We start from the raw sequence: 24,404 nt of genomic DNA, 5'->3' as shown, positions 1-24,404 counted from the left end.
CCTGCTTCTTTATGGCAAAAATACTCATTCCGCCGCCTCCCGATGCGCCGCGCCCTCGGCCTCGCGGCGGAGTTTGCGCACCAGTTCCAGTTCGGACTGGAAATCGACGTAATGCGGCAGCTTGATATGTTCGAGAAAGCCGGTGGCCTGAATGTTGTCGGCATGCATGAGGACGAATTCCTCGTCCTGCGCGGGTGCGCCTTGATCCTCTTCGCCCAATTCTTTCCAACGCAGCGCGCGGTCCACCAGTGCCATGGCGATGGCCTTGCGCTCGGTCTGGCCAAAGACCAGCCCATAGCCGCGCGTGAATTGCGGGGGCTCGGTTTTGGAGCCTTTGAACTGGTTGACGGTTTCGCATTCGGTGAGGGTGATCTCGCCCAGCTCAATCGCAAAGCCCAGTTCGGGGATATCCATTTCCACGGCGACAGCGCCGATCCTGAGTTCCCCGACAAAGGCGTGGTTGCGGGCATAGCCGCGCTGGGTGGAATAGGCGAGCGACAGGATAAACCCCTCATCGCCGCGCGTCAGCGCCTGAAGCCGCAGCGCGCGGTCTGCAGGCAGTTGCATCGGTTCGCGGGTGAGGTCGGGGGGCGTGGTATCGCTCGGGTGTTCCTGCTGGATCAACCCCTCGCGGTCGAGATAGCCCATGATATGCGGCGTGGGGCCGGGGGTGGGCGTGGCTGTGGGCGCTTGCGGCGTCTCGCCCTCTGCCGCGAGTTTGAAATCCAGCAAGCGGTGGGTGTAGTCAAACGTCGGCCCCAACACCTGCCCGCCCGGCGCGTCCTTGAACGTGGCCGAGATGCGCCGATCACAGCGCATTACGGCGGTATTCACCGGATGCGACGCGCCAAAGCGGGGCAGGGTGGTGCGATAGGCGCGGATGAGAAAGATCGCCTCGATCAGATCGCCGCGCGCCTGTTTGATGGCGAGCGCGGCAAGGTCGGGATCATAGAGCGAGCCTTCGGCCATGACGCGGTTGACGGCGAGGCTGAGCTGTTCGCGGATTTGCGCCACGCTGAGTTCGGCAATGGCGGTATCGCCGCGCCGTTCCTCGGCCAGCCAAGCATGGGCGTTGTCGATGGCGCGTTCGCCGCCTTTGACTGCGACATACATCTATTGGCCCTCCACACGGGTTGAGCGCGGCAGCGCCGCGAGGTGATGACCAGAGGTGAAGAGAAAATCGAGCCCCAGCGGAAACTGTGCGGCGTTGCGCTGAAATGCGGCCATGTCGGGCAGCGAGAGCGCGGCGGTGGTTGCAATCCCCGGCCCGGTCAGGCGTGCGCCGGTGTGCGTGAGCTGCGCCATCTCGACGATCAGGGTGGTTGCGCGGTCGGGGTATTCGGCCGTGCCGATGGGATAATCGGCCAGCGGTAGAAGGGCAGACCAAGGCCCGAGCGCGAACATGGCGCGGGGGCGGTCCACCAGCGATGCGCCGGTGTGAAAGGTGATCCAGTCGCGCACCATTGGGGTATCAACCGCCCCCGCCAGATAGAGTGGCGTTTCAGGATCACAGAGCGTCAAGAGCACCGCGCCTGCCGCGGGCGATAGGGGCGGTGGCGGCTCTGCGCCCATGATCTGCTCAATGGTGCCGGGACGGGCCATGGCGCGCATCACCGCGCGAAAGGCCAGGGCGGCCTCGGTGGGGGCTGCGGCAAAGCCGCCGGTCAGGGCTTCGGTCTGCATTAATCCTCTCCGCGCACAAGAGTGAAGAAATCGACCTTGGTCGCTGCGGCGCGGGCGGCGCGGGCGCTGCGGCGGGTGGTCTCGGCCTCTGCCAAAGGGGCCAGAACGCGGTCGCGGATCAGCCCGGCCTCGGCCCCCTGCATCAGCGCGTCAATCAGCGCGGCCTGCGTGGCGTGGCGCTTGTCGCGGCCCTGCACATAGCCGTGGCCAACGCGGCCATCGCCCAGTTGCAAGGCGCAGCGGGTGACGGTCATTTCACCAAGGTTGAAGGCGCCCCCCGTGGCCCCGGCGCGGCCCCGCACCATGACGCCGCCCACCTCGGGCGCACGCAGATAGGCGTAATCAGGGGATAGCCCCGTGTCAGACAAGAGCGTTTGCACATCCTCGGCGGGGGTGCGCGCCAAAAGACCCATCCAGCCCTTGCGCTCGGTTTCTTTGCTCATGTGGACACCTTGTGAAGTTGTCGGTATTACTATACAACTAGACAAATCTATACGCCAAACGCGCCTCCCTAGCAAGCCAGTCCACAATGAAACTTATGTGACATGCCCCGAGAAAAACCCGATGCCCTCTGGCGGGCGATCCACGACAGTCTGAGCCGTGACATCGCGGCAGGGCGCTATGGCCCCGGTGACAAGCTGCCGACCGAGGCGGTTCTGGCCACGCGGTTTGGCGTCAATCGCCATACGGTGCGGCGGGCGCTCGCGGTTTTGGCCGAGGCGGGGGTGATCTTTGCCCGGCGCGGGGCCGGGGCGTTCGTGGCGCATCGCCCGACCGAGTATCCGATTGGTCGGCGGGTGCGGTTTCACCAGAATTTGCAAGCGGCCGGGCGGTTGCCAACCAAAGAGATCTTGGCGCTTGAGACCCGCAGCGCCGATGCCGCCGAGGCCGAGGCGCTCAGGCTTGCGCCCGGGGCCATGGTGCATGTCTGTGACGGGCTGTCGCTGGCCGATGGCGTGCCGGTGGCGGTGTTTCGCAGCAGCTTTCCGGCGGCGCGGTTTCCCGGCCTGCCCGAGGCGCTGCGGCGGCTCAGATCGGTGACGGCGGCGCTGGCAGAGCAAGGGGTTGCGGATTTCACCCGCGCCTCAACGCGGCTCACTGCGAAACTGGCCAGCCCGATGCAGGCGGTGCATCTGCATCTCAGCCCGGGTGCGCCGATCCTGCGCACGATTGCGGTCAATGTCGATCCCGAGGGGCAGCCTATCGAATATGGCCGCACATGGTTTGCCGGGGACCGGATCACGCTGACCCTGGCGGATGCTTGAACACCTGCCCCGATGTCACGGCGCTGTCACATCGCGGGCCTATCAGCGATGTATAGATCAGCTGCCTTTTTCATCCATGATTTAAGCATCTCAAGGGCGGCCCGTTGTGGCCGCCTTTTTCTTGCGGTCAGCCGCCGTGCTTTTCAAGAAAGGCCTCGGCGCTCAGGCTGCGAAAATCATCTAGGTTTTCCCGCAGGCGGGCGTGATCCCACTCCCACCACGCCAGAGCCATCATGCGGTCGGCCAGAGCGGGGGCAAGGCGCGGGCGCAGCGGCTGGGCGGGCACGCCTGCGACGATCATATAGGGGGCTACGTCATGCGTTACCACAGCCCCGGCGGCGATAACCGCCCCGTGGCCCACGGTGATCTCGGGCTTGACCTGCGCATTGTGGCCGATCCAGGTGTCATGGCCAATCCGCGCCAGCCGCGCGCGGCGTTTGTCGAACCAAAGCACATCGTCGGGCGCATCCTCCCAATAGCTGGCAGAGCGATAGAGAAAGTGGTGCAGGCTGGCGCGGTCGAGCGGATGATCCGTGGCCCCCACGCGCACAAAGCTGGCGATATTGGCGAATTTGCCGATCTCTGTATTGGCGAGATCGCAGGATCGGTCGCAATAGGAGTAATCCCCCATCGCCACATGCGCGAGGCGGCTGCCGCGCCCGACCTCGGTATAGATGCCGAATTCGCAATCGGTGATGTCGCAGTCCGGGTGGATCAGGGCCTTGTCGGCCTGCAATCGGGGCATCGCGCGCTCCATAAGGGTTTCGGGCCTCCGGCGGGAGTATTGTCAAGAGAAATAGTTCATATTTTTCAAAGTGATGCGGATTCTACAAGTAGTTTATCCTCAATTTTACCCACATTTCCTATTGCACCTTTGCGCAGGGGTTTTATCGTCACATCAACTCAGTGTAACCTACAACAGGGCTGTTTAGATAGCGAGCAACCCTTCCAAACTCTTGGCAAATCAAGGGCATTCTGCCTACGTATCTGTTAGGAACCTTAGAATAGTTAAATTTTACACGCCCTATTCATTTACTTCTGCGGCTTTGTACGATGCTAGAGCCCTGATGTTCATGACCCCACCGGCTAGAAGGTTGTACCGTTTATTAAACGCATGGTTGACAGGGGGCAAAGGAGCGATGAGAACGAAGGCAACGATCACACCGCAATCCGTCCGCCGGATTATCCCCCGGACGGATTGCGCGACCGACCCGCGCCCTAGCACCGCGTCGAGGAGCCGGAGACATACAAGAACAGCCAAGTCGCCTGCGAAATGTGAATGGTCGTGCAAACGCACCCATCACCCCTCTACCGCCGCCAAAGTGGCGCGGGCGACTAGTCAAAACCAAAGACAGAGGTGCTGATCACCGTTACCGTGCAAGTGGGGAAGTTCACTTCGGCAATTCTGGGGGTTTTCAACCCGGCTTTGACACCGCTATCCGACGATACGATCGACGAATGTGTCCATGATTTAGGTTACATCGACAAAGCCCTGCCACTTAGACACATAGGTAAAATCGATGACTCGGAGAAAGTTGGAGCTGGTGCTAAGAACACGTGGTTCACCTTCTCGTGCGGACAGAGGGCTGCCGAATAAGGGATCGTGGTATTGACAGCTTTACCGCACACGGCCCCACGGATGCCAATTTGAGCCATAAGGCGCTCCAGGGTGCAGAACGCAAGCGTACAGCATTCTCGCTTTAGCTGCTGACACGCCTTACAGACCCCATAGATCTTGTAGTTTTCATCTGAGATCTGTTTGGTTTCTAGACGCAGCATCGAGCCGAACTCTTCAAGGAAGCCGATCATGGCTTCAGTGGGTGTTATAGTTACGCCTGCGTAAAACACGCGCTTGCTGTGTAGAGAACCTTGCTCACCTAGCGCATCTCGCGCTCTAGGGCTTTGATCCGGTCCCGGTCTTCGGACGTGTACCGACGTGCAGGCCGTTGTCTTTCTCGGCCTCTTTGACCCAATCGTGCAAGGTTTCGGGGATATGGTGGATTTTGGGTGCAACGGCCGCGAACGCGCCTGCCTGCTTCTGTCAGAACCCTGATGTTCAATAACCATGCAGACGACATAAGTGTGGACATTGGGCGAGTAGCGATTTGCCAGTTCGCTTTTTGTCGCAACCCTCATCGTTACCTGAGTTGATTGTCTCCGACAAACTCGGAGCGGCTCACTTCAATCGCAACAACGCAGCGTGACGGTGGGCTGATGGCCGGCAGCACCTGATCCCAATTAAAGTTATGAAGCAATACGGCACTGCTCGGAGCATCAGCCCTATGGACTTGAAAAACAGCCTTCACGAGGTCGATCCCTATCTTGATAAACGTCGATGTGCCTGTCCTTTTTTGTGAATTTTTGAGAACCCACTGTTGCACACCGGTGCCATCTGAGGGCGCCCACATCATCAGAGCCGCGTCCATGACAAGATTGACCTTTCGCCTTCTCTCACGGTTTTCTGGTAAACCGTTCGAGAACAAAATCAGAGGTTTGCTTTGAATTCAATGCTTTCGGTCGTGCCATTCGACAGCGCCAAGGACCTTGATCCCAGCGCTGTCGGCGAGCAGGTTGAAACGCCCACCCTGAGTTCCGCAAACGAGCATTGTCTGCGAGGCCTCAGGCTGAGGGTAACAGATCAGGAAACCAAATGGCTTTGGGCCGCGACAACGACTTGAAGCCGACTTTGTACCGAAAATTTCTGCATGATTTGGCTCATGTAGTATTTCACGGTTTTCTCAGATATTTTGAGGTGAGTGGCAATCGTTTTGTTTGAGGCACCAGCCATCAGTTGACGCACAATCTGTTCTTCACGGAACGTCAGGCGCACTTCAGGATCAGCTTTATCAGGTGTGTGGCGCATTTCCCGAACCATGCGTGCGGCCAACTCGTTGGAAATGAATTCCTTGCCATTTGCAACAACATCAAGTGCCTGAAAGATTTCATTGCCGCTGCTGCCTTTTACTACATAGGCCTTTGCACCATGCGACATGACGGCGTTGCAATCTGCGACCTGATCGCTGGCGGTGAAGACGATGACTGCTGGTGCGTCATCTTCCGAGGTTATTTCATCGATGGTAGCAATTACATCCCCATTCATGTTCAGATCCATGATCACCAGATCTGGCTTTGTCAAAACCGATAGCTTCAGAGCGTCGTTCGCCGTATGGCCAGTCCCCACAACTTCATATCCAGCCAATTGACCCACAAGCTCCTGCAAACCTGCAAGCACAATCGGATGGTCATCAACCAAGATTACGCGCGCCTTCGTCATTTAATCCAACTCCCCAGTTGCACAATTGTTCTTCCAACAGATGACACGAGAGAAGGGGCGGCAAAGTTTCGCTCTTGCTGCGAACAATGCGTTTCCAAAATGAAAACAACATCGGCATTGGCCTGCTTTATTTGAATGCAACCTCCGCACGCCTTGGATATTTCTGGCAATCCCAGCCATTCACGGGTGCTGGGTGCTGAAACTGTCTAGCACATGCGCAACATCAGATCACGGCCCGTGCTGATGCACGCGGTTCGTTGACGCATAGATTCAGGGTGCGGTTTGCCTTGGTTCGCGGGGGCTATTCCCGAGGCGCACGAGGAAGCGACGGTAAACGATTCGTCGTAAGGCAAAGGATCAGAATTCATCCCTAAAGTGCAAGACATTTAGGCAAAATCAATCCAGAGCATTTTAACATCACTTAGCATGCATTTTTTAGACCTAAGTCTGGGTCTGACCCCGGACCACAGGACAGCAAATGTCCAGACCCCTGGACTCCTGATGGGGCCGCCACACTGGCATTACTCAGGTTGAGGCTGCATCCGTCAGCACAGCATCTCATGTCTTTTTGAACCACGAGGTTAGAATGGTTACTCTGAATACGAACGATCTTGCCCACATTCTGGAGCAAATCAAAATCGCCGAAGCGCATTCGGCCGGAACGCCGCTGGATCAATTGGTATCTAGCCCGCTTTTGCCATATGGCCTTCGCACCGTGGATGGAGCTTTCAACAACTTTCAACCGGGGATGGAACGGTTCGGGGCGGCAGATGAGCCGATGAAGCGGTTGCTGGACATTCAGCTGGCGGCTGCGGAATTTGCCCCCACCCGTCCGGGCCAGCAAGCGCCTGCCGCGCCGACCTCCTACACCCAGACCACAGGCAATGTGTATGACAGCCAGCCGCGCATCATTTCAAACCTTGTGGCTGACCAGACGCTGAACAACCCTGCGGCTATTGCTGCGGCGCTTGCGGTGAACGGCGTCACCGGCGCGCAGCAGCTGGCGGTTGTTCAGCAAATCATGGCGGCGCAGGTACAGGCGCGCGTGGCTGCCGATGCGGTTGATGGGGCTGTCGCCGCGCGGGATATCGCCTTCGCAGCCGCGCAGGGAGTGGTCGATTCCGCTGTCGCGACAGAGACTGCCGCCGCCGCGAATGCAGCGGCCGCAGCGGCTGTCCTTGCCGCAGCACAGGCCGATCTGGCCGCAGCCGAACAGGCTGTGGCAACCGCCGCGGCAGCGCTGGAAATGGCCGCGCCGCCTTCGACGGAGGTAGTGGCACAGCAGGCGGCTGTTGCTGCTGCGCAGGCCGAATTTGATGCAGCAACCCTTGCGGCGACTCAGGCCGAGACTGCATTTGCCGCGGCACAGACTACGCTGATCGCGGCGCAGGAAGAGCTTGTCACGGGTCAGGCCAACCTTGATCGTGCGCAAACCGCAGCAGCCGATGCCGCCGCAGCCCTGACGTTGGCTGAACAGGCGCTAACCGCCGCGCAAGCCGATCTGCTGGCCGCACAAGATGGGGTTGACGCAGACGCTGTGCAGGCCGCGACCGATGCTGTCACTGTGGCGACCGAAGCAGAAGGCACAGCCCGTGCAACGGTTGAGGCCGCCGCCGCCATTCTGGCCAGTGCGGAAGTAGCGGTTTCAGCTCAGCGTAGTGCGGTGGTGGACGCCGAAGCTCTGGTGCAGCAGCGTCAGGCGGAAAAGGAAGCCGCAGACGCCACTGCTACGCAGACCCAGATTGATCTGGACCGTGAAACTGGTGAACTGGCTGAAGCTCAGGACGCCGCGAACTTTGTTGCCGGCAATGGCTTCCTGAACGCACTGTTCGGCGCGCAAGTCCGTGCAACGTTGGCTCAGGCGCAGAATGAATACAACAGTGCGCTTGTTGCAGACCAGCAGGCAGATGTTGCGGCTAGCACAGCTGCGGCCAATCTGGAACAGGCACAAGCCGATCTGTTGATGGCCCGTGACACCCTGACCGATCTGGAAGAGCTGCGTGACCTGAACGCGATCGATAATAGCGCGGCGTTGATGCAACTTGCTGCTGCGCAGGCCGATCTGGTCAGCGCGCAGGCTTCCTTGGCAGATGCCGTTGCCGAGGCAGCGGTTCTGACAGCGGCCTTAGAGGCCGTTGTTGCCGCTGAAGAAAATGTGGCTTCAGCACAGGATGTTGTGGACAACACAGCCTTTGCCCTGAGCCTTGCGACCGATGCGGTGACGGCCCAAGAGGTTATTGTTGCTCAGGCCGAAGCTGCCGTGGCCATTGCGGATGCGGCTAACACCGCTGCTTCAGGCACCTTGGTTAGCGAAACCGAGGAGCTGACTGCAGCGCAGACTGCGCTTGCGCTGGCAGAGGCGGAATCGGGTGCCAATGCAGAAGCTCAGCAGGCACTTGCTGCTGCAAACGCCGCGCTGAGCGTGGCACGGAGCACCCAAGCCAGCGCTGCGACCGACGCCGCTGCCGCCGATCTTGCTTTGGCCGATGCGAGCGCTGCCACTGCGCAAGCGCAGGCCGATCTGGCCGCCGTGCCAGGCATTGCCGATGCCACTGCCGCTGCCGAAGCAACGGCGGCCACCGCTGCTGCAGCGGTTGTCGATCTGGTCGCCAGCAATGGTATCGTGATGGATGGCGAGAACGTCTATATCCGCAACATCGCGGCGGATCTGGGCGACACTGCTTCGTTCAATGGGTTTATGACTATCTTTGGTCAGTTCTTTGACCACGGGCTTGACCTGACCACCAAAGGCGGATCGGGCACGGTGTATATTCCACTGCAGCCTGATGATCCACTTTATGTTCCGGGTAGCCCAACCAATTTCATGGTGCTGACCCGCGCCACCAACGCCCCTGGCGCCGATGGCATTCTGGGTACTGCCGATGATGAGCGCGAGCATACAAACCAGACCACGCCTTGGGTGGACCTGAACCAGATCTACACATCGAACGCCTCTCATCAGGTCTTCCTGCGCGAATTTGTCTTGCGGGACGGGGTGCCGGTGAACACAGGCCGGATGCTGGAGGGTCCGAATGGTGGACCGCCGACATGGGCTGACGTCAAAGCGCAGGCGCGTGATATTCTGGGGATTGAGCTGTCGGATTTGAATGCGCTGGACGTGCCGGCCCTGGTGACCGATCTTTATGGAAACTTCATCCCTGGCGCGTCAGGCTTGCCGCAGCTGATGACGCCAACCGGCGCGCTTGAGGCCAATCTGGATGCGCCTGTCGATGCGCTTCTTGCCGTATCGGCCGGGCGTGGTTTTCTGGACGATGTTTCACGCAATGCCGTGCCCGGCACCTATGTCGTGGACCGTTTCACAGGACAAACCGCGCAAAAAGAAGCTGACGTGGATACCGAGGTTGGCAATGCGATCGTGCCAAACATGTTTGGTCAAAACCCCACCTATGACAACGAGCTGTTGGACGCGCATTATATTGTTGGCGACGGGCGCGGGAACGAGAATATCGCGCTAACCGCGATCCATACCGTATTCCATGGTGAGCACAATCGTCAGATTGACAACATCAAGGCCGCATTGATTGCCGATGGCAATGTCGCGATGCTAAATGAATGGCTTATGACCCCAGTCAGTGCGGTTCCAGCTGATCTTGAAAGCTTGGCGTGGAATGGTGCGCGCCTTTTCCAAGCATCGCGTTTTGCCACCGAGATGGTGTATCAGCATCTGGTGTTCGAAGAATTCGTACGGGCAATTTCGCCGCAAATCGACCCATTTGTGTTTTCGAACTCTGTCCAGATCGATGGTGCGATCTTTGAGGAATTCGCCCAAGTAGTTTATCGGTTTGGCCATTCCATGCTGAACGAACAGGTTGAAATCTTGAAACTTTCGGGCGATGCCGCGTCCCCCGAAGAAGTGGGGTTGATCGAGGCCTTCCTGAACCCGGTTCTGTTTGCAGAGCAGGGGGCCACTGCGGAAGAAGCAGCCGGTGCGATCCTGCGCGGCATGACCCGTCAGGCCGGAAACGAGATCGACGAATTCACCACCTCGGCCTTGCGCAACAACCTTGTGGGGCTGCCGCTGGACCTTGCTGCGCTGAACATCGCCCGCGCGCGGGAAACCGGTGTGCCTTCGCTGAACGAAGCGCGTCGTCAGATTTTTGAACAGACCGGCGACACCTTTCTTAAACCTTATGAAAGCTGGACCGATTTCGCGGGAAATTTGAAAAACCCGCTGTCGGTTATGAACTTCATCGCGGCCTATGGTACGCATGAGACGATCGTGAACGCAGTGACGGTTGAAGAGAAGCGTGATGCCGCTTCGGCACTGGTGTTTGGCGGGCTGGATGCGCCTGCGGACCGGTTAGATTATGTGAACGGCACCGGTGCTTGGGCCGGGGTTGAAACCGGCCTGAATACGGTGGACTTCTGGATCGGAGGGCTAGCCGAGGCGCTGATGCCGTTTGGTGGCATGCTGGGATCGACCTTCAACTTTGTCTTCGAGTTGCAGATCGAAAACTTGCAGGCTGGGGATCGGTTCTATTATCTGAGCCGTACGCAGGGCATGAACCTGCTGACGCAATTGGAAAGCGACAGCTTTGCCGACCTGATCCGTCGGAACACCGACACCGAAGAAACAGGCATCCACATCAATGGTGCAGCGTTTCAGACGGCGGATTTTGTGATCGAGATGGATCAATCGCGGCAGTTCAACCGTGGCTTGGGCACGGCTGACCCGACCCGAGAGGACGATGTGCTGGCGGCCCTGCAGGGCAATAACGATATGGTGATCCGTAGTGACACCGACGGTGACGGCGACATCGACTACATTCGCTTTACCGGCGGCGAGCATGTGGTGCTTGGCGGCACCAATGAAGCCGACACCATTATCGGTGGGGCTGGGGATGACGGTATCTGGGGCGAAGATGGCGACGATTACATCGAAGGCGGTCTTGGAGTTGATCACATCCACGGTGGTCGTGGTAATGACATCATAACCGACTCTGGTACCGATATCGGCGACGCCGATGTTATCAAGGGTGAAGAGGGCAATGACGTTATCAACGCCGGCATGGGGCTTGACCTTGTGTTCGGCGGGTCGGGGAGCGACGTGCTGTCCGGCGGCTCAGAGGCAAAAAGCCTGTTCGGCGGCGAGGGGAATGACTTTATTCGCTCGGCCTCGGGCGGGGGCGGCGTTGTCTATGGCGGCGAAGGCGATGACTGGATGGAAGGTCAGGGCAACATGAACACCCTGACCGGCGACAATTCGGAACTGTTCTTCAACAGCCGGATCATCGGCCATGACGTGATGCATTCGGGCGAGAACGACACCGATTTCGATGCGGAATCGGGTGATGACATCATGATCCAAGGGATTGGTATCAACCGCAGCAACGGCATGGCCGGATTTGATTGGGCGACGTTCCAAGGCAACAACTATGCGGTAGATGCCGACATGAACGTGTCGATCTTCGTCAACCAGCAGAACAACATCCTGCGCGACCGTTACGATCTTGTTGAAGGCCTATCGGGCTGGAACTTTGACGATACGCTGCGCGGCCGCGATGCGGTGCTGGGGGCGTACGACGTAAATGGCAACGCAACCCAGATCAACCCTACGGCACCGATTGAAAGCTTTTCCAACGTCCTGCTGGAAAAGAACCTGGATATGATTTCTGGCCTGCGTGAATTGGTGGCCCATCTGGAACGGTTCGAGATCCGTCATCCGGGCGGCACCACGGATGAGGTGCAGATCGGTGTGATGAACACCTTTGATGCATCAGATATTATTCTTGGCGGAGCTGGATCGGACCTAATTGAGGGCCGAGCTGGCAATGACATTCTGGACGGTGACAAGCATCTGAACGTGCGGATCGGCATTGCCGATGCTATGGGTGCGGCTTGGGCCACGGCAACCAAGTTGACGGAACAGGTGACCGAATTGGCGACCGGGGCGGTCCTTTTTGGGGGCCGCACTCTTGAGAACCTGCTGTTCAGCCGCGATATCGTGGCCGACCAGCTGTCGATCATACGCGAGATAATTGATGTCAGTGCAGCAAACGATGTGGATACGGCGGTCTTCTGGGACCTGCGCGCCAATTATGATGTTATCGCCAATGAAGATGGCAGCGTGACCGTGACCCACCTGGTGGCGACAGCGGGCCAGATCGATCCGGCCACCGGGCGCAACCGCGATTTGGAAGGATCGGACCGGTTGTTCAACATCGAACTGCTGCAATTTGCAGATGGTGTGGTGACCGTGGAAGAAGCCGCGCGCAGCGATGTGCCGGTCACCGGGGTGCCGGTTCTGAGTGATCTCAGCCCGACCGAAACCCAAGCGTTGACGGTCGATCTGGCAGCGATCGCCGATGCGGATGGTATCACGGCATTGACGGTGCAGTGGCAGGCGTCGCTTGATGGCGGTGCGACTTGGGCCGATATCGCTGGTGCCAATGGCACCAGCTTTACCCCGCCACCCGGAACACTGGGCGCGCAGCCCCAACTGCGGGTGGCGGCCACGGTGACGGATGCCAATGGCGTGGTCAGCACGGTGGTGTCGGCCGCCAGCGATGTGGTTGGTGAGATTATCACTGGCACCAATGGTAACAATAACTTGGTTGGCGGCGCTGGTGGCGATCTGATCGATACTAACGGCGGCAATGACAGCGTCAACGCCGGAGCCAGCGATGACGTGATCATCTGGAACGCTGGCGATGGGCGCGATATCATCGATGGTGGCACGGAAACGGTGATCGGCGACACATTCATCGTCAATGGCACCAACGGAGCTGAAATTTTCAGTATCTATACCACTGCTGCATGGCAGGCCTTGGGCGGCGCGCGCAATGTGGCGGCGGGGACAGAAATCATCATCACGCGTAACGGCACGACCAACGCCAGCGTGATCGCTGAACTGCGCGAGATTGAGGAAATCGTCGTCAACACCAATGGTGGCGGTTTCATTCTTGATCTAGATCAGGTGCGGATTTTCGGTGATTTCACCACCACCAACCTGTCGTTCAACACGATCACCATCAACGGCTCTGCCGGGGATGAAACGGTGGATATAAGCGCGTTGGAATCGGCCCACCGAATCCTTTTCCGCACCCAAGGCGGCAATGACATGGTGGTAGGCACCCTGCGCGCGCAGGATGTGATCGAAGCGCCGGTCGGGATTGATCCGCAAAGCTATGTCGCAAGTTTTGACGAGACGAACGGGCTTGTGACCTTGGCGTCGGAAGGGTCGCGGATTTCCTTTGCGGGATCGCTCGACAATTTGCCAAAGATCGTTGGTGCCTCCGAAACTGTCGCACCGGAGGGTAACCCGTTCACGATAGGCGATGCTGAAGGTTTGCTTGGTCTGGTGCGTGGTATCTCGCCGGATGGAAATGATGATGGTGAGGCGTCGCTTGGGGTCCGCGATCTGCCGGGGGTCGAGAATAACATCGGTAATCCGGGGCAGGGCGCCGCCGGGCAACCGTTCCTGCGGATCACTGAAGGCCGTTATGCCGGTGTGGACGAAGAAACGGGCGCAGGTATCATAAACCCGATCTTCCAAGGGCTGGATCCAAGGGTGATTTCAAACATCCTTGGTGCGCAAGAGGCGGATGCCGCACAATCTACGCAGATCAACACCTTCTTCATGGCCTTTGGGCAGTACTTCGACCACGGCCTTAGCTTTATCCCCAAAGGTGGTGTCGGGCAGATCCAGATCGGTGATCCGGGCAGCGCCCGTGCCCCCGGCGTGGACAATCCTGCCGACCTGACCCGCGCCAGTGTTGTGGGTCTGGATGCAAATGGTGTGCCGCAGCATGGCAACATCAACTCGCCCTTCGTGGATCAGAACCAAGTTTACGGCTCGACCAGCCTGATCGGCCAGTTGCTGCGCGAAAGCGATGGCGAGGGTGGCTTTGGCGCACGGGTCCTGATGGGGGCGCGAGATCCGTCGGCACCGGACTTTGACCTGCTGCCAACGCTGCGTCTGGTGCTGGAGCATCATATCGAGGCGGGCACCGTGTTCCGTGCGCCGAACCTTGGCGATGCGGGGATGACGCTTCTTGATTATTACCCAACGCTGATGACAGCCGATGGTAGCTTCAGCGGTACAGTGATCCAAGAGCTTGCCGTCGACTTCATGGGCGAAGGCATGCCGCTGTTCATCGACTCCAACCCCTTTATCAATCTGCTCGATCACATCGTGGCAGGGGATGGCCGGGTCAACGAGAACGTCACCCTGACGTCGATGCACACGATCTTTGCCCGCAACCACAATTATCATGTGGAAAATCTGGCCGAGGTCTACAGCGCGCAAGACATTGCGCTGAACGCAGAGGAGCTGTTCCAAGCGGCCAAGGTCGTGAACGAGGCGGAATACCAGCGCGTTGTCTTTACCGAGTTTGCCGAAAAGCTGCTGGGTGGAGACGGGATCATGGGCGAAGGCGACCATGGGTTCAAGGATTACGATCCGCAGACCGATGCCGGCATCAGCCATGAGTTCGCAGCCGCCGCTTATCGGATCGGTCACACCATGATCGGTCAGACAATCAGCGTGCTGAATGACCAAGGCGATGTGGTCGAAATCCCACTGTTCGACGTGTTCCTGAACCCGACCAACACGGCTGCTGCCTTCCAGGTGCCAGACATGGATGGACCGGGTCCAATGACTGCGCTGGAGGGCGAGGCGGCGGTGCAGGCTTTGGCACAGTTCGGCTACACGCCGACGCCGGGGTATACCCAGCTTGGTGCCGGGGCGGTTCTGGGCGGTATCGTCCAGCAGGCCGCAGAAGAGATCGACGTCAACATTGTTGATGCGGTGCGCAATGATCTGGTTCGGATCAGTGCTGACCTATTTGCCTTCAACGTGGCGCGCGGCTGGGATGTCGGGCTTGGCACTCTGAACCAGGTTCGGGCTGATTTGATGGCCTCGACCAACCCCTATATCGCCGAAGCCGTTGGCTTTGCGGGCGGGGACCTGACGCCCTACACCTCTTGGGAGGATTTCCAGACCCGAAATGGCCTGTCGGACAGCGTGATTGCGCAGTTCCGTGCCGCCTATCCGGATCTGGTCCTGTCTGGCGAGGCCGTTGCTGCCTTTGCTGCGGTGAACGAAGACATCGTTTTGAGCGATAATGGCGATGGCACGAAAACTGTGGCGGGGATCGACCGGGTTGACCTTTGGGTCGGGGGTCTGGCGGAAGCCAAGATCAATGGCGGTCTTGCGGGTGCGACCTTCTGGGTCATCATGCACGAACAGTTCGACCGCTTGCAGGAGGGGGATCGGTTCTACTATCTGCCGCGTCTGGAAAACTTTGACCTCTATGAGAACTTTGTTGAAGGTCAGAGCTTTGCAGATATTGTGATGCGCAACACGGGCCTGACCGGTTTGGATGAGCGGATTTTTGATGTCAGCGAGGACGACGATGCAGGCCCAGCCCTGCCAGTCATCGACGCGCCTGTGGTTGACCCTGCGCCGGAAACCCCGGTGGTGGTTGATCCGGAGCCGGAAACCCCGGTAGTGGTTGATCCGGAGCCGGAGACCCCGGTGGTGGTTGACCCTGCGCCGGAAACCCCGGTAGTGGTTGATCCGGAGCCGGAAACCCCGGTGGTGGTTGACCCTGCGCCGGAAACCCCGGTGGTGGTTGACCCTGCGCCGGAAACCCCGGTAGTGGTTGATCCGGAGCCGGAGACCCCGGTGGTGGTTGACCCTGCGCCGGAGACCCCTGTGGTGGTTGACCCTGCGCCGGAGGCCCCGGTGGTGGTTGATCCGGAGCCGGAGACCCCGGTGGTGGTTGACCCCGCGCCGGAAACCCCGGTGGTGGTTGATCCGGAGCCGGAAGCGCCATTGGATACTGACACCCGCTTTGTCTTTGGATCGGTCACCGCGGATCAGCTTATGGGTTCAGACTCTGCAGATTACATTCGCGGTCTGAGCGGCGATGACGAGCTTACAGGGCTTGCCGGCGACGATGTTATCGAGGCTAACGCTGGCAATGACGCGGTGTCAGGCGGGGCGGGCAACGATCTGATCTTTGGCGATGACGGCGATGACGTGGTCTTTGGTGACACAGGAAACGACATCTTTGTTGCCCGCAGCGATGATGGGAGCGACCTGTACTTTGGCGGCGCTGGCGAGGATCTTATCGATCTGAGTGGCGTGATGGAGAACGCCACAGTTGATCTAGGCAGCCTGTCAGCGATTGGGTCCATCGAGATCGGGGCCATTATTGACCGGATCATCTCGGTCGAGAATGTTATCGGCACCAAAGGCAACGACACGATCATCGCCAGTCTTGCGCAGAATGATCTTGCTGGTGGCGGGGGCAAGGACAGCTTTGTCTTTACCAGCGCTGCCGCTGCGGATGGGGACGTCATCCTCGACTTTGCACCAGGCGATGTGATCGATTTGACGGCTTTGGACGCCCATAGTGGCGTGGCGGGCAATCAAGGCTTCACTCTGGCGACAGCCGGTGCCGGACCTGCGGCTGGCCTGCTGATGGTGACCGAAGGCGATGACGGTTTGTCGCGGATCGATGGTCACACCGATGATGATGGCGTGGCGGACTTCAGCCTTTCGGTCCGCAACAGCCACAGCCTGACTGACGAAAGCTTCAAGCTGTAACGCCTTCGGCTGTCTCTGGACGTGTCCAGGGACAGCCAACCCTTTTTGCCGATTATCGATGGGACATAAGACCATGGCACACCCACATACCGACAAGCGCCGGGTGCTCGAAGCACAGCGCCTCTTGCAGCAGGATATACGGCGGCACGGCCTTTCCATTTTCGCAATTTCCGGTCTGATCAACGTCTTGGCTCTGACTGGTTCCATCTACATGATGCAGGTCTATGACCGCGCGCTGGTCAGCGGGTCGGTGGACACATTGGTTTTTCTGTCGCTGTTGGCGGGGGGATTGCTGGCATTTCACGGTATTTTCGATGCATTGCGTGCCCGGATCATGTCGCGGCTTGGGTCGCGCCTCGACCAGCGCCTAGCACCTTTGGCTCACCGCATCTCGATCGACATGCCACGCTATGGGTTTTCTGCGACTGAAGCTACAGAGCGGTCGCGCACTGTTGATACTCTGCGTGGGTTTCTGTCAGGACCGGCTCCTGCGGCGCTGTTTGACCTGCCGTGGATGCCGATTTTCATCCTGTTTGTCTATGTGCTTCACCCAACCCTTGGATTGGTGACGTTAGCGGGGGCAGCGGTTCTGGTGGTGTTGACCATCATCGCCGAAATTCGATCACGCGAGCTAACCCAGGCGGTGCACAAGTCCTTTATTGAGCGCAACAATATGGCCGAATCCAATGCGCGTAATGCCGATGTGCTGATTGCCATGGGCGCAGTTGATCGCGCCGTTGGTCGGTTTGAGCGGCAAAATGCCGAACACCTGAACTTGCAGGCGGGCACTGCGGACAGCACATCGTCGATGGCGGCGCTGTCTAGGGTGCTTCGCATGATGTTGCAATCGGGTTTGCTGGGACTTGGTGCGTATTTTGCAATCAAGGGTGATCTGTCCAGTGGCGCAATCATGGCCGTGTCGGTTTCGGCCGGACGCGCGCTCGCGCCGGTGGATCAGGTGATCGGCAACTGGCGCGGCATGATCGCGGCACGCCATGCCTACAGCCAATTGCAAGAGTCGCTCGTGTCAATGCAGGTGTTCAAGGAAAAGCTGGAATTGCCGTTGCCATCACAAACGCTTAGTGTGGAGGGCATCACCGTGGCCTCGCCTGCGACGGGTCGCATCCTGCTGTCGGATGTGTCGTTCTCGTTGGAGCGCGGCCAGGCGCTGGCAGTGCTTGGACCAAGTGGCGGTGGAAAATCCACACTTATCCGGGCCTTGTCCGGGGTGTGGCCGCTGGTGCGAGGGTCGGTACGGATGGATGGCAACAATCTGTCGCATTACAACCAGAAGCAACTTGGCCAGATCATCGGCTACTTGCCGCAAGAAGTCAGCCTGTTCAACGGCACCATTCTGGAAAACATCAGCCGGCTGAGTGAAACACGAGACAGCAAGGCAATCTATATCGCCTCTTCGTCGGCCGGGGTGCATGGGTTGATTGCCTCGATGCCTGACGGCTATGACACAAATGTCGGCCCCGGTGGCACGGCACTGTCGGCGGGGCAGCGGCAACGCATAGGATTGGCTCGTGCTCTGTATGACGATCCCTTTGTCGTACTGCTGGATGAGCCGAATTCCTCTTTGGATGCGGCAGGTGAAAAAGCGCTGAACGAGACCATTCGTATCATCTGCGATCGGGGTGGCATCGTGATTGTTGTGGCACATCGGCCGAACGTGCTGGCTGCGGTAGACATGGTTGCAATCGTGAACAACGGCAGGTTGGTAGCCTTTGGCCCCAAGGAGGAAGTCCTCAATGCCCAGGCTACCAACAAGGTCGTATCGATGAATGCAGCCTCGACTGCGATGCACGCAAAGTCGGGTGCTGTGGCTCCAGCGGAATAGGAGCAGGGGCATGCAGATCAACGTTAAAAGCCGTGCAGCGGATGGGGTCGCGAACCCCTATGCGGAACGCGAAGATCAAGGCGAAGGCGAAAGCCGCAAGCGGCGCAAAGGTGTAACCCTCACTTTTCTGGCGCTGGTTAGCTACTGGGCACTCCTGTTTGCCCCGAAGTCAGAAGAAATGCAGCCCCCCAAGGATCGTGTCGATACGGACGCAGCCCAAGACCCGGCGGTAAGCTATGACGCGGCTCATAGCATTCTGGAACCCATGCCGCCAGCGACGCTGGACCGCGAGGCTGCGGACTTACTGGGCGAAGGCACGGCATCTGGCCCACAATTGGCAGCATTGGCCGGTATGCAAAGCGGCCCGATTTTGGGTGAGACCGGTGCAAATGCTGAGGCTGCCCTTACGAGCTTCCCTATAACACCGCGCAGTGACACCCTTGCCACTGTTCGGCAAGCAGACGCACCAACCGGGCCGGGGTTTCAGACTAGGCAGACCGAATCTGATCTGGCGATTGCCGCCCCGGATGAGGTCACCGCCCCATCTCAGCCCACCGTTACGCAACCTGCTGAGGTGACCCCTCCTTTTGACTTGGCGCCAAATATTTACGACCTAACCGATCTGCTGGCCGATCTTCGAGCGCGAACCGTAGGCTTCTCAGACGATACAGTGGACAGTCTTGTGACATTCGCGGTGAATGACGTGCTGTCGGAAACCGCGTTGCGGCGATTGCAGACCGGCGTGGCGGATCTGGCTTTGGGGCGCTTCGAGTCCGAAGCGCAAGCCTTTGCCGAATTGCTTTCTACCCCCACCCTGCAGCTTGATAGCCAATTGCGAAGCAGTGACGCACCCGTAACCGAGCTCGATCTAGCTGGCCTTGTGGCAGGGTTAAAACCTACCGAATACGTTCCACCCTCTGTCGCTGATCTGTTTCAGTCCGACACTCACAGCTTTTGATCCCTAGATTCAAGGTTAAGCATCATGACCACCCCTATCACCCATACAGAATCCTTCGGCGTTGGCCGGACCTTGGCCATGGCCGCTGGCATGGCACTTTTGCTGGGCGGCGGCGTCTTTGGCTGGGCGGCGACGTCACAGCTAAACGCAGCAGTGATTGGCAAGGGCCTTGTAAAGGTCGATCGCGAGTTGAAGACCGTGCAGCATGTAGATGGTGGAACAGTAGCGCAGATTTTGGTGCAGCCTGGCCAGCATGTGCGGCAAGGCGATGTTCTGATTACATTGGACAGCATGTCGCTTGAAGGTGAGCTTCTGGTGCGGCGCAATCAGCGGATCGACCTTGCGGCACGCGCGGCCCGGCTTCGTGCGCAGCGTGACAGAATGGGGGATTTTGACATGCCTGCGGATCTGGTAATGGACCCTAAAGCGCAGGCCGTCGCAATGGATGAGGCAGCGCTGCTTGCCAACACCTTGCGTGATCAGAAAAGCCAACAGGCGGCAATCAACGCGCGGATAGCCCAGTTGCAGCACGACTCTGATGGGCTGGAAGCACGCAGAACTGCATTCGTGCAGCAGTATACCTTTTCCGAGGGCGCCGTGCAGCGGGTGAGTCTTTTGGTGAAAAAAGGCAGCGTCGCTACCGCTCAGCAAGAGACGGTCGAAGCTGACAACGCGCGCCTGCTGGGGGAATTGCGGGAAACAGAAGCGCGTATATTGAGCAATGCAGCCCAGATCAACGAGCTGAAGCTGCAATCGCGGCGTCTGGATGAAACGCTGGAACTAGAATCGCAGATGGCGCTGCGCGAGGCTGAGCCGCGGCTGGAGGAGTTACGCCAGCAGATCCTAATTCTGGAAGCGCGGATTGAGCGCGGCAAGATCCGGGCGCCGGTGTCGGGGGTGGTGAACGAGTTACCGGTCAATACCATCGGCCAAGTTGTTGCGCCAGGTGAATTACTAGCGGTGATTGTGCCCGAAGGCGCAGACCATGTCATCGAGTTCCAGATCGCCCCAACGGATGTGGATGAGGTAAGCGTCGGCCAAGATGCGCGGCTGATGTTTTCAGCTTTTAACCAGAAGACCACGCCAGAGATAATCGGCACCATTCTGCATGTGGCGGCGGCGGCGACCACGGATCCAGTTACTGGAGCCCCGGTGTTTCTAGCGCAGGCAAAACCGCGCGATATGGCTGACCTTCCCGCCCATATCACCTTGTTGCCTGGCATGCCGGTTGATGTGTTTGTCACCACCCAAGAGCGCACGGCGCTTGAATACATGATACAGCCAGTGCGCCAGAGTTTCGCCCGCAGTATGACGGAAGAGTAGTTGGTCCGACAGGCCTGTGCTAACACGTTTTGGAAAGTTGTCTTGGATGCCCCTGATGTCACAACCAGTCCCTCAGCCGCCCAGTGCGAGCGACATGCGTCGTGGGCCGGTGTTTCCAATCTGGTCTAACTTGGGGTTGACCACTCAGTTTCTTGTTCTGACCACGCTTTTGGTGGTGGCGCTGACCTATGTTTCAGGGCAGGTTCAGCGGTCAATCGCGGCCCGGTCCATCGTGGAAGGATCCCTGGAAATCGAACAGGCGCTAGCACAGGTGACGCTGGCGTCCTTGATCGGGGAGACGCCTCTGACCGGTGACACGGATCCACGCTTTCTGCGGCTGCTGCGCATGATGATTGTTGACCGCTTTGACACGCATTACTTCAACAAGGTGAAGGTGTGGGGCATCGACGGGCAGTTGGTCGTCGATTCTATGAAGGAAAGTGTCGAGCAAGGCTGGCATGAGCCAGCTGTGGAGCGCGCGCTGCGCGGTGAGACCGTGATCTCCCTGGCCGACATAGACGCGCGGGAAAACGTTGATGAACAGCATTTTGGCAAGATCGTCTACGAGGTCTATATGCCGATCCGCAGTACCGATGGCCGAATTCTCGCTGTGGGCGAGATTTACTGCAGCGTGGATCTGATGGTGGCGCGGCAAGAAATGACCTTTCTAGAAATCGACAGGGCACGAGTGTTGGTGGGGTCCTTGGGTATTCTGGTAATCGGGATGCTAGTTTATTTTGCGCATCGCCGGATCAACAGCCAAGGTCTAGCCCTCGCAAGCAGCCTGACCTACAGCGAAGACATGCTTCGCAAGAATACCCGCCTGTTCGAAGAATCCGAAGCCTTGCGGCGACAGGCGGCGGAGTCGACAGAGAGCCTCCTTAACCATGTTGGTGCCGAGTTGCATGACGGGCCAATCCAGCTTTTGTCCCTTGCGGCGCTCTATCGTGGTCAGGCGGCGGCAAATGTGAATGTGCAGATCAACGTCGATAAATCCGAAAAGCTGTTGACGCAGGCCCTGAGGGAATTGCGCAACATCTCTTCTGGGCTGGTTCTGCCAGAGCTGGATGGTCTGACACTGCAAGAGGCGGTACAGAGGTCAGTGGAGTCGTTCATCATTGAAACCGACTTGCAAGTGCAAACCTATATCGACCCATCGCCAGCCAAGGTCACCGGACCAAAACGCGTCGTGGCCTATCGCATCGTCTATGAGGCCTTGAACAATGCGCGCAAACATGCGGGCGGCAATGGGCTTCAAGTCAAATTGACGATCTTGGAGCGCCATGCCGAGATTTGTATCCTAGACAGTGGACCGGGTATCCGCGGCCCGGTGGGAATAGAGCGGTCGCGAATGGAGCTGGGTCTCAAATACATGTCGCAACGGGCGAAAAGCGTGTCGTCGGCCTTGACCATCAGCGCCGCACAGGCCGATGGCACCGGAACCTGTATCGAGCTGACTCTGCCGCTGCTTGAAGCGGGATCCACCACGAAACTGTTATGAAAGCTTTTGCGGGAGTTTGGACGCGGTTAAGCTCTGACATGGCAACACAGCAAAAAAGAGCAGCTCATTGAGACGAGCAGGCCAACACTAGTTCAAAGTTCGAGCCATTACCCTTGTATACAGTGAGGATGACTGGATCTTATGGCCGCGCAACGAGGGAACAAACATCTAGGACGTGTGTTGCATGTGCCCTCAATCTGCCACGGCGCACCTCGAACAAATAGCCCATCATTACCGTGCCGTATTTCAGTCCTTCACAGCAGTGACGCCTGGAATATCGACGGTGCCAAAGACGCGCCCGGAGGGTCTGCCTGTTGGCGAGCCGCCCGGTGGTTCTTCGGAAATGCCCAAAGTCAGCGTTCCGCGTACCGCCGCAATCTCGGGCGGAAGCGCCAGTGCGATGCTCTCGCCATCCGGCCAAAGGCCCACGGATTGTGCCGGCTCTCCCGGACCATGCGCCCAAACCTGCAGGATGCGTCCCGAAGGTGCGGCCCCTGCGGTGCGTGTCAGAACGACCTCATCCCGTACCTTGTCTACCAATGCGATGACCCGGAAATCGCCCGCGTCCGTGGCGATTTCCGCCGCGTAGAGTGGGCCACCGGTGGGCTGTGTCTGCGGCCCCAAATCGAGCACCGCGAGCGCAACGGCAGCCGCGATAGCCCCGCCGCTCAGCACCTGCCAAAACCCAAGACGCTGCCAGAGCGATACGCGCGCAGGCTCGGGGAAGAGCCGCTGCAAAAGCGCGCCCCGCGCCCTTGCGGGCGGCGCAACCGGATCGAGATCGGCCAATGGTGCAAGCTGCCTCTCCCAGTCCAGCACCCGTGCGGCAAAGACGGGGTCAGTGGCGATGCGCATGCGCGCCGCCTCTTGTGCCTCTTCCGCGAGCAGGCCAATCGCATATTCTGCCGCCAGCATGTCATCATCATCCATGGGATCGGTCATCGGGTCATACACTCCCGCAGGGCCGCGAGCCCGCGTCTGAGCCAGGTGCGCATGGTGTTGAGGGGAATATCCGCACGCGCGGCTAATTCGGCATAGCTGAGACCGTCCAGATAAGCGCCGGTGATGGCCTGCCGCCGCTCTTGTTCCAGCTCTTCAAGGCATCGTTGAATACGTCCCGCCTCTGAGCGCGCGAGAGCCACCTGTTCGGGATTGCCCCCCGGTGCGGCGATCCCCTCGTGATACTCTTCAATATCACGGTGCTGCCGCCGCGCCCTGAGCCGGTCAATTGCAGTGTTATGTTTGCGCGCCGCGACAAGCCGGTGCAGCGTGTTCTTGTTGTTGACGATCACCCTATTAATCGTGAGCTCGCAGGCCGCTTGCTGGAGCGCATGGGGCTTGATGTGGCACTCGCAGTAAACGGACTGGAAGCCGTTGAGGCTTGCGCTGCATTGCAACCGCCAGATCTTGTCTTAATGGATTTAAATATGCCCGTCATGAATGGGCTCGATGCTACGAAGGTGATCCGTGGCACGGAAAGCATCGAACAACCTATAATTATTGGTTTAACAGCCTTTTTGGATGATGGCATCCGTTCACGTATGATTGAGCATGGCATGAACGACGCGTTGGACAAGCCGTTAAACGTTAGAAAGCTTGAAGCCCTAATCGGTTGCGTGGCATGCGAAGCCAACAGGGACGCTCAAGAACCAGCCAACACTGAGGGTCAGGTTGCAACGATCATGGCCGATTTTAAGCGTCGTGCCCTTGATGATTTCATAGAACGATTCCCAGAGTTGGAACGCCTCTTGACTAATGGCAAATACGCCCGTGCAGAGGCACTTGCACATAACCTTGCAGGGAGCACTCAACTCGCAGGTCTCGATGACATAGGGGAAAGCCTTCGCGCAATCGAGCAAGAGCTCAAGGTTGGCGAAAGAGAATCTGCACAAAACGAAATGAGAATCTTACTTAAGCTGTTTTATGAAGTGAAGCAGTCAACAAGGTGTTAACTGCAAACATCACGGTAAATGGCCAAGTG

At 58.7% G+C, this 24,404-nt stretch carries 15 protein-coding genes; 7 read left to right on the top strand and 8 right to left on the bottom strand.

Annotated features, from left to right (window positions below; translation table 11 throughout):
* Positions 1 to 24: 24 nt before the first annotated feature.
* The 3 genes from ACLGGT_RS02590 to phnG are packed head-to-tail and all read right to left on the bottom strand — an operon-like array spanning position 25 to position 2,126.
* Entirely contained in the window at positions 25 to 1,113 is a 1,089-nt protein-coding gene (locus ACLGGT_RS02590) for a carbon-phosphorus lyase complex subunit PhnI (RefSeq protein ID WP_437194979.1), read from the bottom strand.
* Positions 1,114 to 1,683, bottom strand: a complete 570-nt coding sequence (gene phnH, locus ACLGGT_RS02585; protein ID WP_437194978.1) for a phosphonate C-P lyase system protein PhnH — start codon at positions 1,681 to 1,683, stop codon at positions 1,114 to 1,116.
* The gene (gene phnG / locus ACLGGT_RS02580) at positions 1,683 to 2,126 is read right to left on the bottom strand and encodes a phosphonate C-P lyase system protein PhnG (RefSeq protein WP_437194977.1); all 444 of its coding nucleotides are present in this window, start codon (positions 2,124 to 2,126) and stop codon (positions 1,683 to 1,685) included. The genes phnH and phnG overlap by 1 nt, the downstream gene beginning before the upstream one ends.
* Before the next feature lie 102 nt (positions 2,127 to 2,228).
* Here phnG and phnF point away from each other — a divergent pair, with 102 nt between their 5' ends.
* Positions 2,229 to 2,948 (top strand): phosphonate metabolism transcriptional regulator PhnF, encoded by a 720-nt coding sequence (gene phnF / locus ACLGGT_RS02575; protein WP_008279061.1) that lies wholly within the window; start codon positions 2,229 to 2,231, stop codon positions 2,946 to 2,948.
* A gap of 127 nt (positions 2,949 to 3,075) precedes the next feature.
* On the opposite strand, the gene ACLGGT_RS02570 is transcribed toward phnF, so the two are convergent.
* From ACLGGT_RS02570 to ACLGGT_RS02560, 3 genes are all read right to left on the bottom strand, one after another.
* On the bottom strand, positions 3,076 to 3,693 hold the full coding sequence (locus ACLGGT_RS02570; RefSeq protein WP_257898151.1) for a chloramphenicol acetyltransferase: 618 nt from the start codon (positions 3,691 to 3,693) through the stop codon (positions 3,076 to 3,078).
* A gap of 1,393 nt (positions 3,694 to 5,086) precedes the next feature.
* Positions 5,087 to 5,374 carry a hypothetical protein gene (locus ACLGGT_RS02565; protein WP_437194976.1) on the bottom strand — a complete coding sequence of 96 codons (288 nt, stop codon included), beginning with the start codon at positions 5,372 to 5,374 and terminating at the stop codon, positions 5,087 to 5,089.
* 212 nt (positions 5,375 to 5,586) lie between these two features.
* Positions 5,587 to 6,222: a LuxR C-terminal-related transcriptional regulator gene (locus ACLGGT_RS02560; RefSeq protein ID WP_437194975.1), complete on the bottom strand. Its 636-nt coding sequence runs from the start codon at positions 6,220 to 6,222 to the stop codon at positions 5,587 to 5,589.
* Between the two features lie 586 nt (positions 6,223 to 6,808).
* Between ACLGGT_RS02560 and ACLGGT_RS02555 the strand changes: the two genes are divergently transcribed.
* The 5 genes from ACLGGT_RS02555 (at position 6,809) to ACLGGT_RS02535 (ending at position 22,423) form a co-directional block, all read left to right on the top strand.
* Positions 6,809 to 16,798 carry a peroxidase family protein gene (locus ACLGGT_RS02555; RefSeq protein ID WP_437194974.1) on the top strand — a complete coding sequence of 3,330 codons (9,990 nt, stop codon included), beginning with the start codon at positions 6,809 to 6,811 and terminating at the stop codon, positions 16,796 to 16,798.
* Between the two features lie 73 nt (positions 16,799 to 16,871).
* Complete coding sequence (locus ACLGGT_RS02550) at positions 16,872 to 18,641, top strand: type I secretion system permease/ATPase (RefSeq protein WP_437194973.1); 1,770 nt, start codon at positions 16,872 to 16,874, stop codon at positions 18,639 to 18,641.
* Between the two features lie 10 nt (positions 18,642 to 18,651).
* The gene (locus ACLGGT_RS02545; protein ID WP_437194972.1) at positions 18,652 to 19,599 is read left to right on the top strand and encodes a hypothetical protein; all 948 of its coding nucleotides are present in this window, start codon (positions 18,652 to 18,654) and stop codon (positions 19,597 to 19,599) included.
* Between the two features lie 78 nt (positions 19,600 to 19,677).
* On the top strand, positions 19,678 to 20,922 hold the full coding sequence (locus ACLGGT_RS02540) for an HlyD family type I secretion periplasmic adaptor subunit (RefSeq protein WP_437194971.1): 1,245 nt from the start codon (positions 19,678 to 19,680) through the stop codon (positions 20,920 to 20,922).
* Between the two features lie 55 nt (positions 20,923 to 20,977).
* Positions 20,978 to 22,423, top strand: coding sequence for a sensor histidine kinase (locus ACLGGT_RS02535; protein WP_437194970.1), 1,446 nt, complete (start codon positions 20,978 to 20,980; stop codon positions 22,421 to 22,423).
* 246 nt (positions 22,424 to 22,669) lie between these two features.
* Here ACLGGT_RS02535 and ACLGGT_RS02530 read toward each other — a convergent pair whose 3' ends face one another.
* Together ACLGGT_RS02530 and ACLGGT_RS02525 are read right to left on the bottom strand one after the other, a co-directional pair.
* Positions 22,670 to 23,365: an anti-sigma factor gene (locus tag ACLGGT_RS02530; protein ID WP_437194969.1), complete on the bottom strand. Its 696-nt coding sequence runs from the start codon at positions 23,363 to 23,365 to the stop codon at positions 22,670 to 22,672.
* Positions 23,362 to 23,715: a sigma-70 family RNA polymerase sigma factor gene (locus ACLGGT_RS02525; protein WP_437194968.1), complete on the bottom strand. Its 354-nt coding sequence runs from the start codon at positions 23,713 to 23,715 to the stop codon at positions 23,362 to 23,364. The genes ACLGGT_RS02530 and ACLGGT_RS02525 overlap by 4 nt, the downstream gene beginning before the upstream one ends.
* Between ACLGGT_RS02525 and ACLGGT_RS02520 the strand changes: the two genes are divergently transcribed.
* A complete protein-coding gene (locus ACLGGT_RS02520; protein WP_437194967.1) occupies positions 23,662 to 24,375 on the top strand; it encodes a response regulator in 714 nt (237 codons plus the stop codon). The genes ACLGGT_RS02525 and ACLGGT_RS02520 overlap by 54 nt on opposite strands.
* Positions 24,376 to 24,404 lie beyond the last annotated feature (29 nt).

It is taken from the genome of Roseovarius sp. MS2 (assembly GCF_051447875.1).
Taxonomy (GTDB): domain Bacteria; phylum Pseudomonadota; class Alphaproteobacteria; order Rhodobacterales; family Rhodobacteraceae; genus Roseovarius; species Roseovarius mucosus_A.
This window is presented reverse-complemented; position numbering and strand designations above follow the sequence as displayed.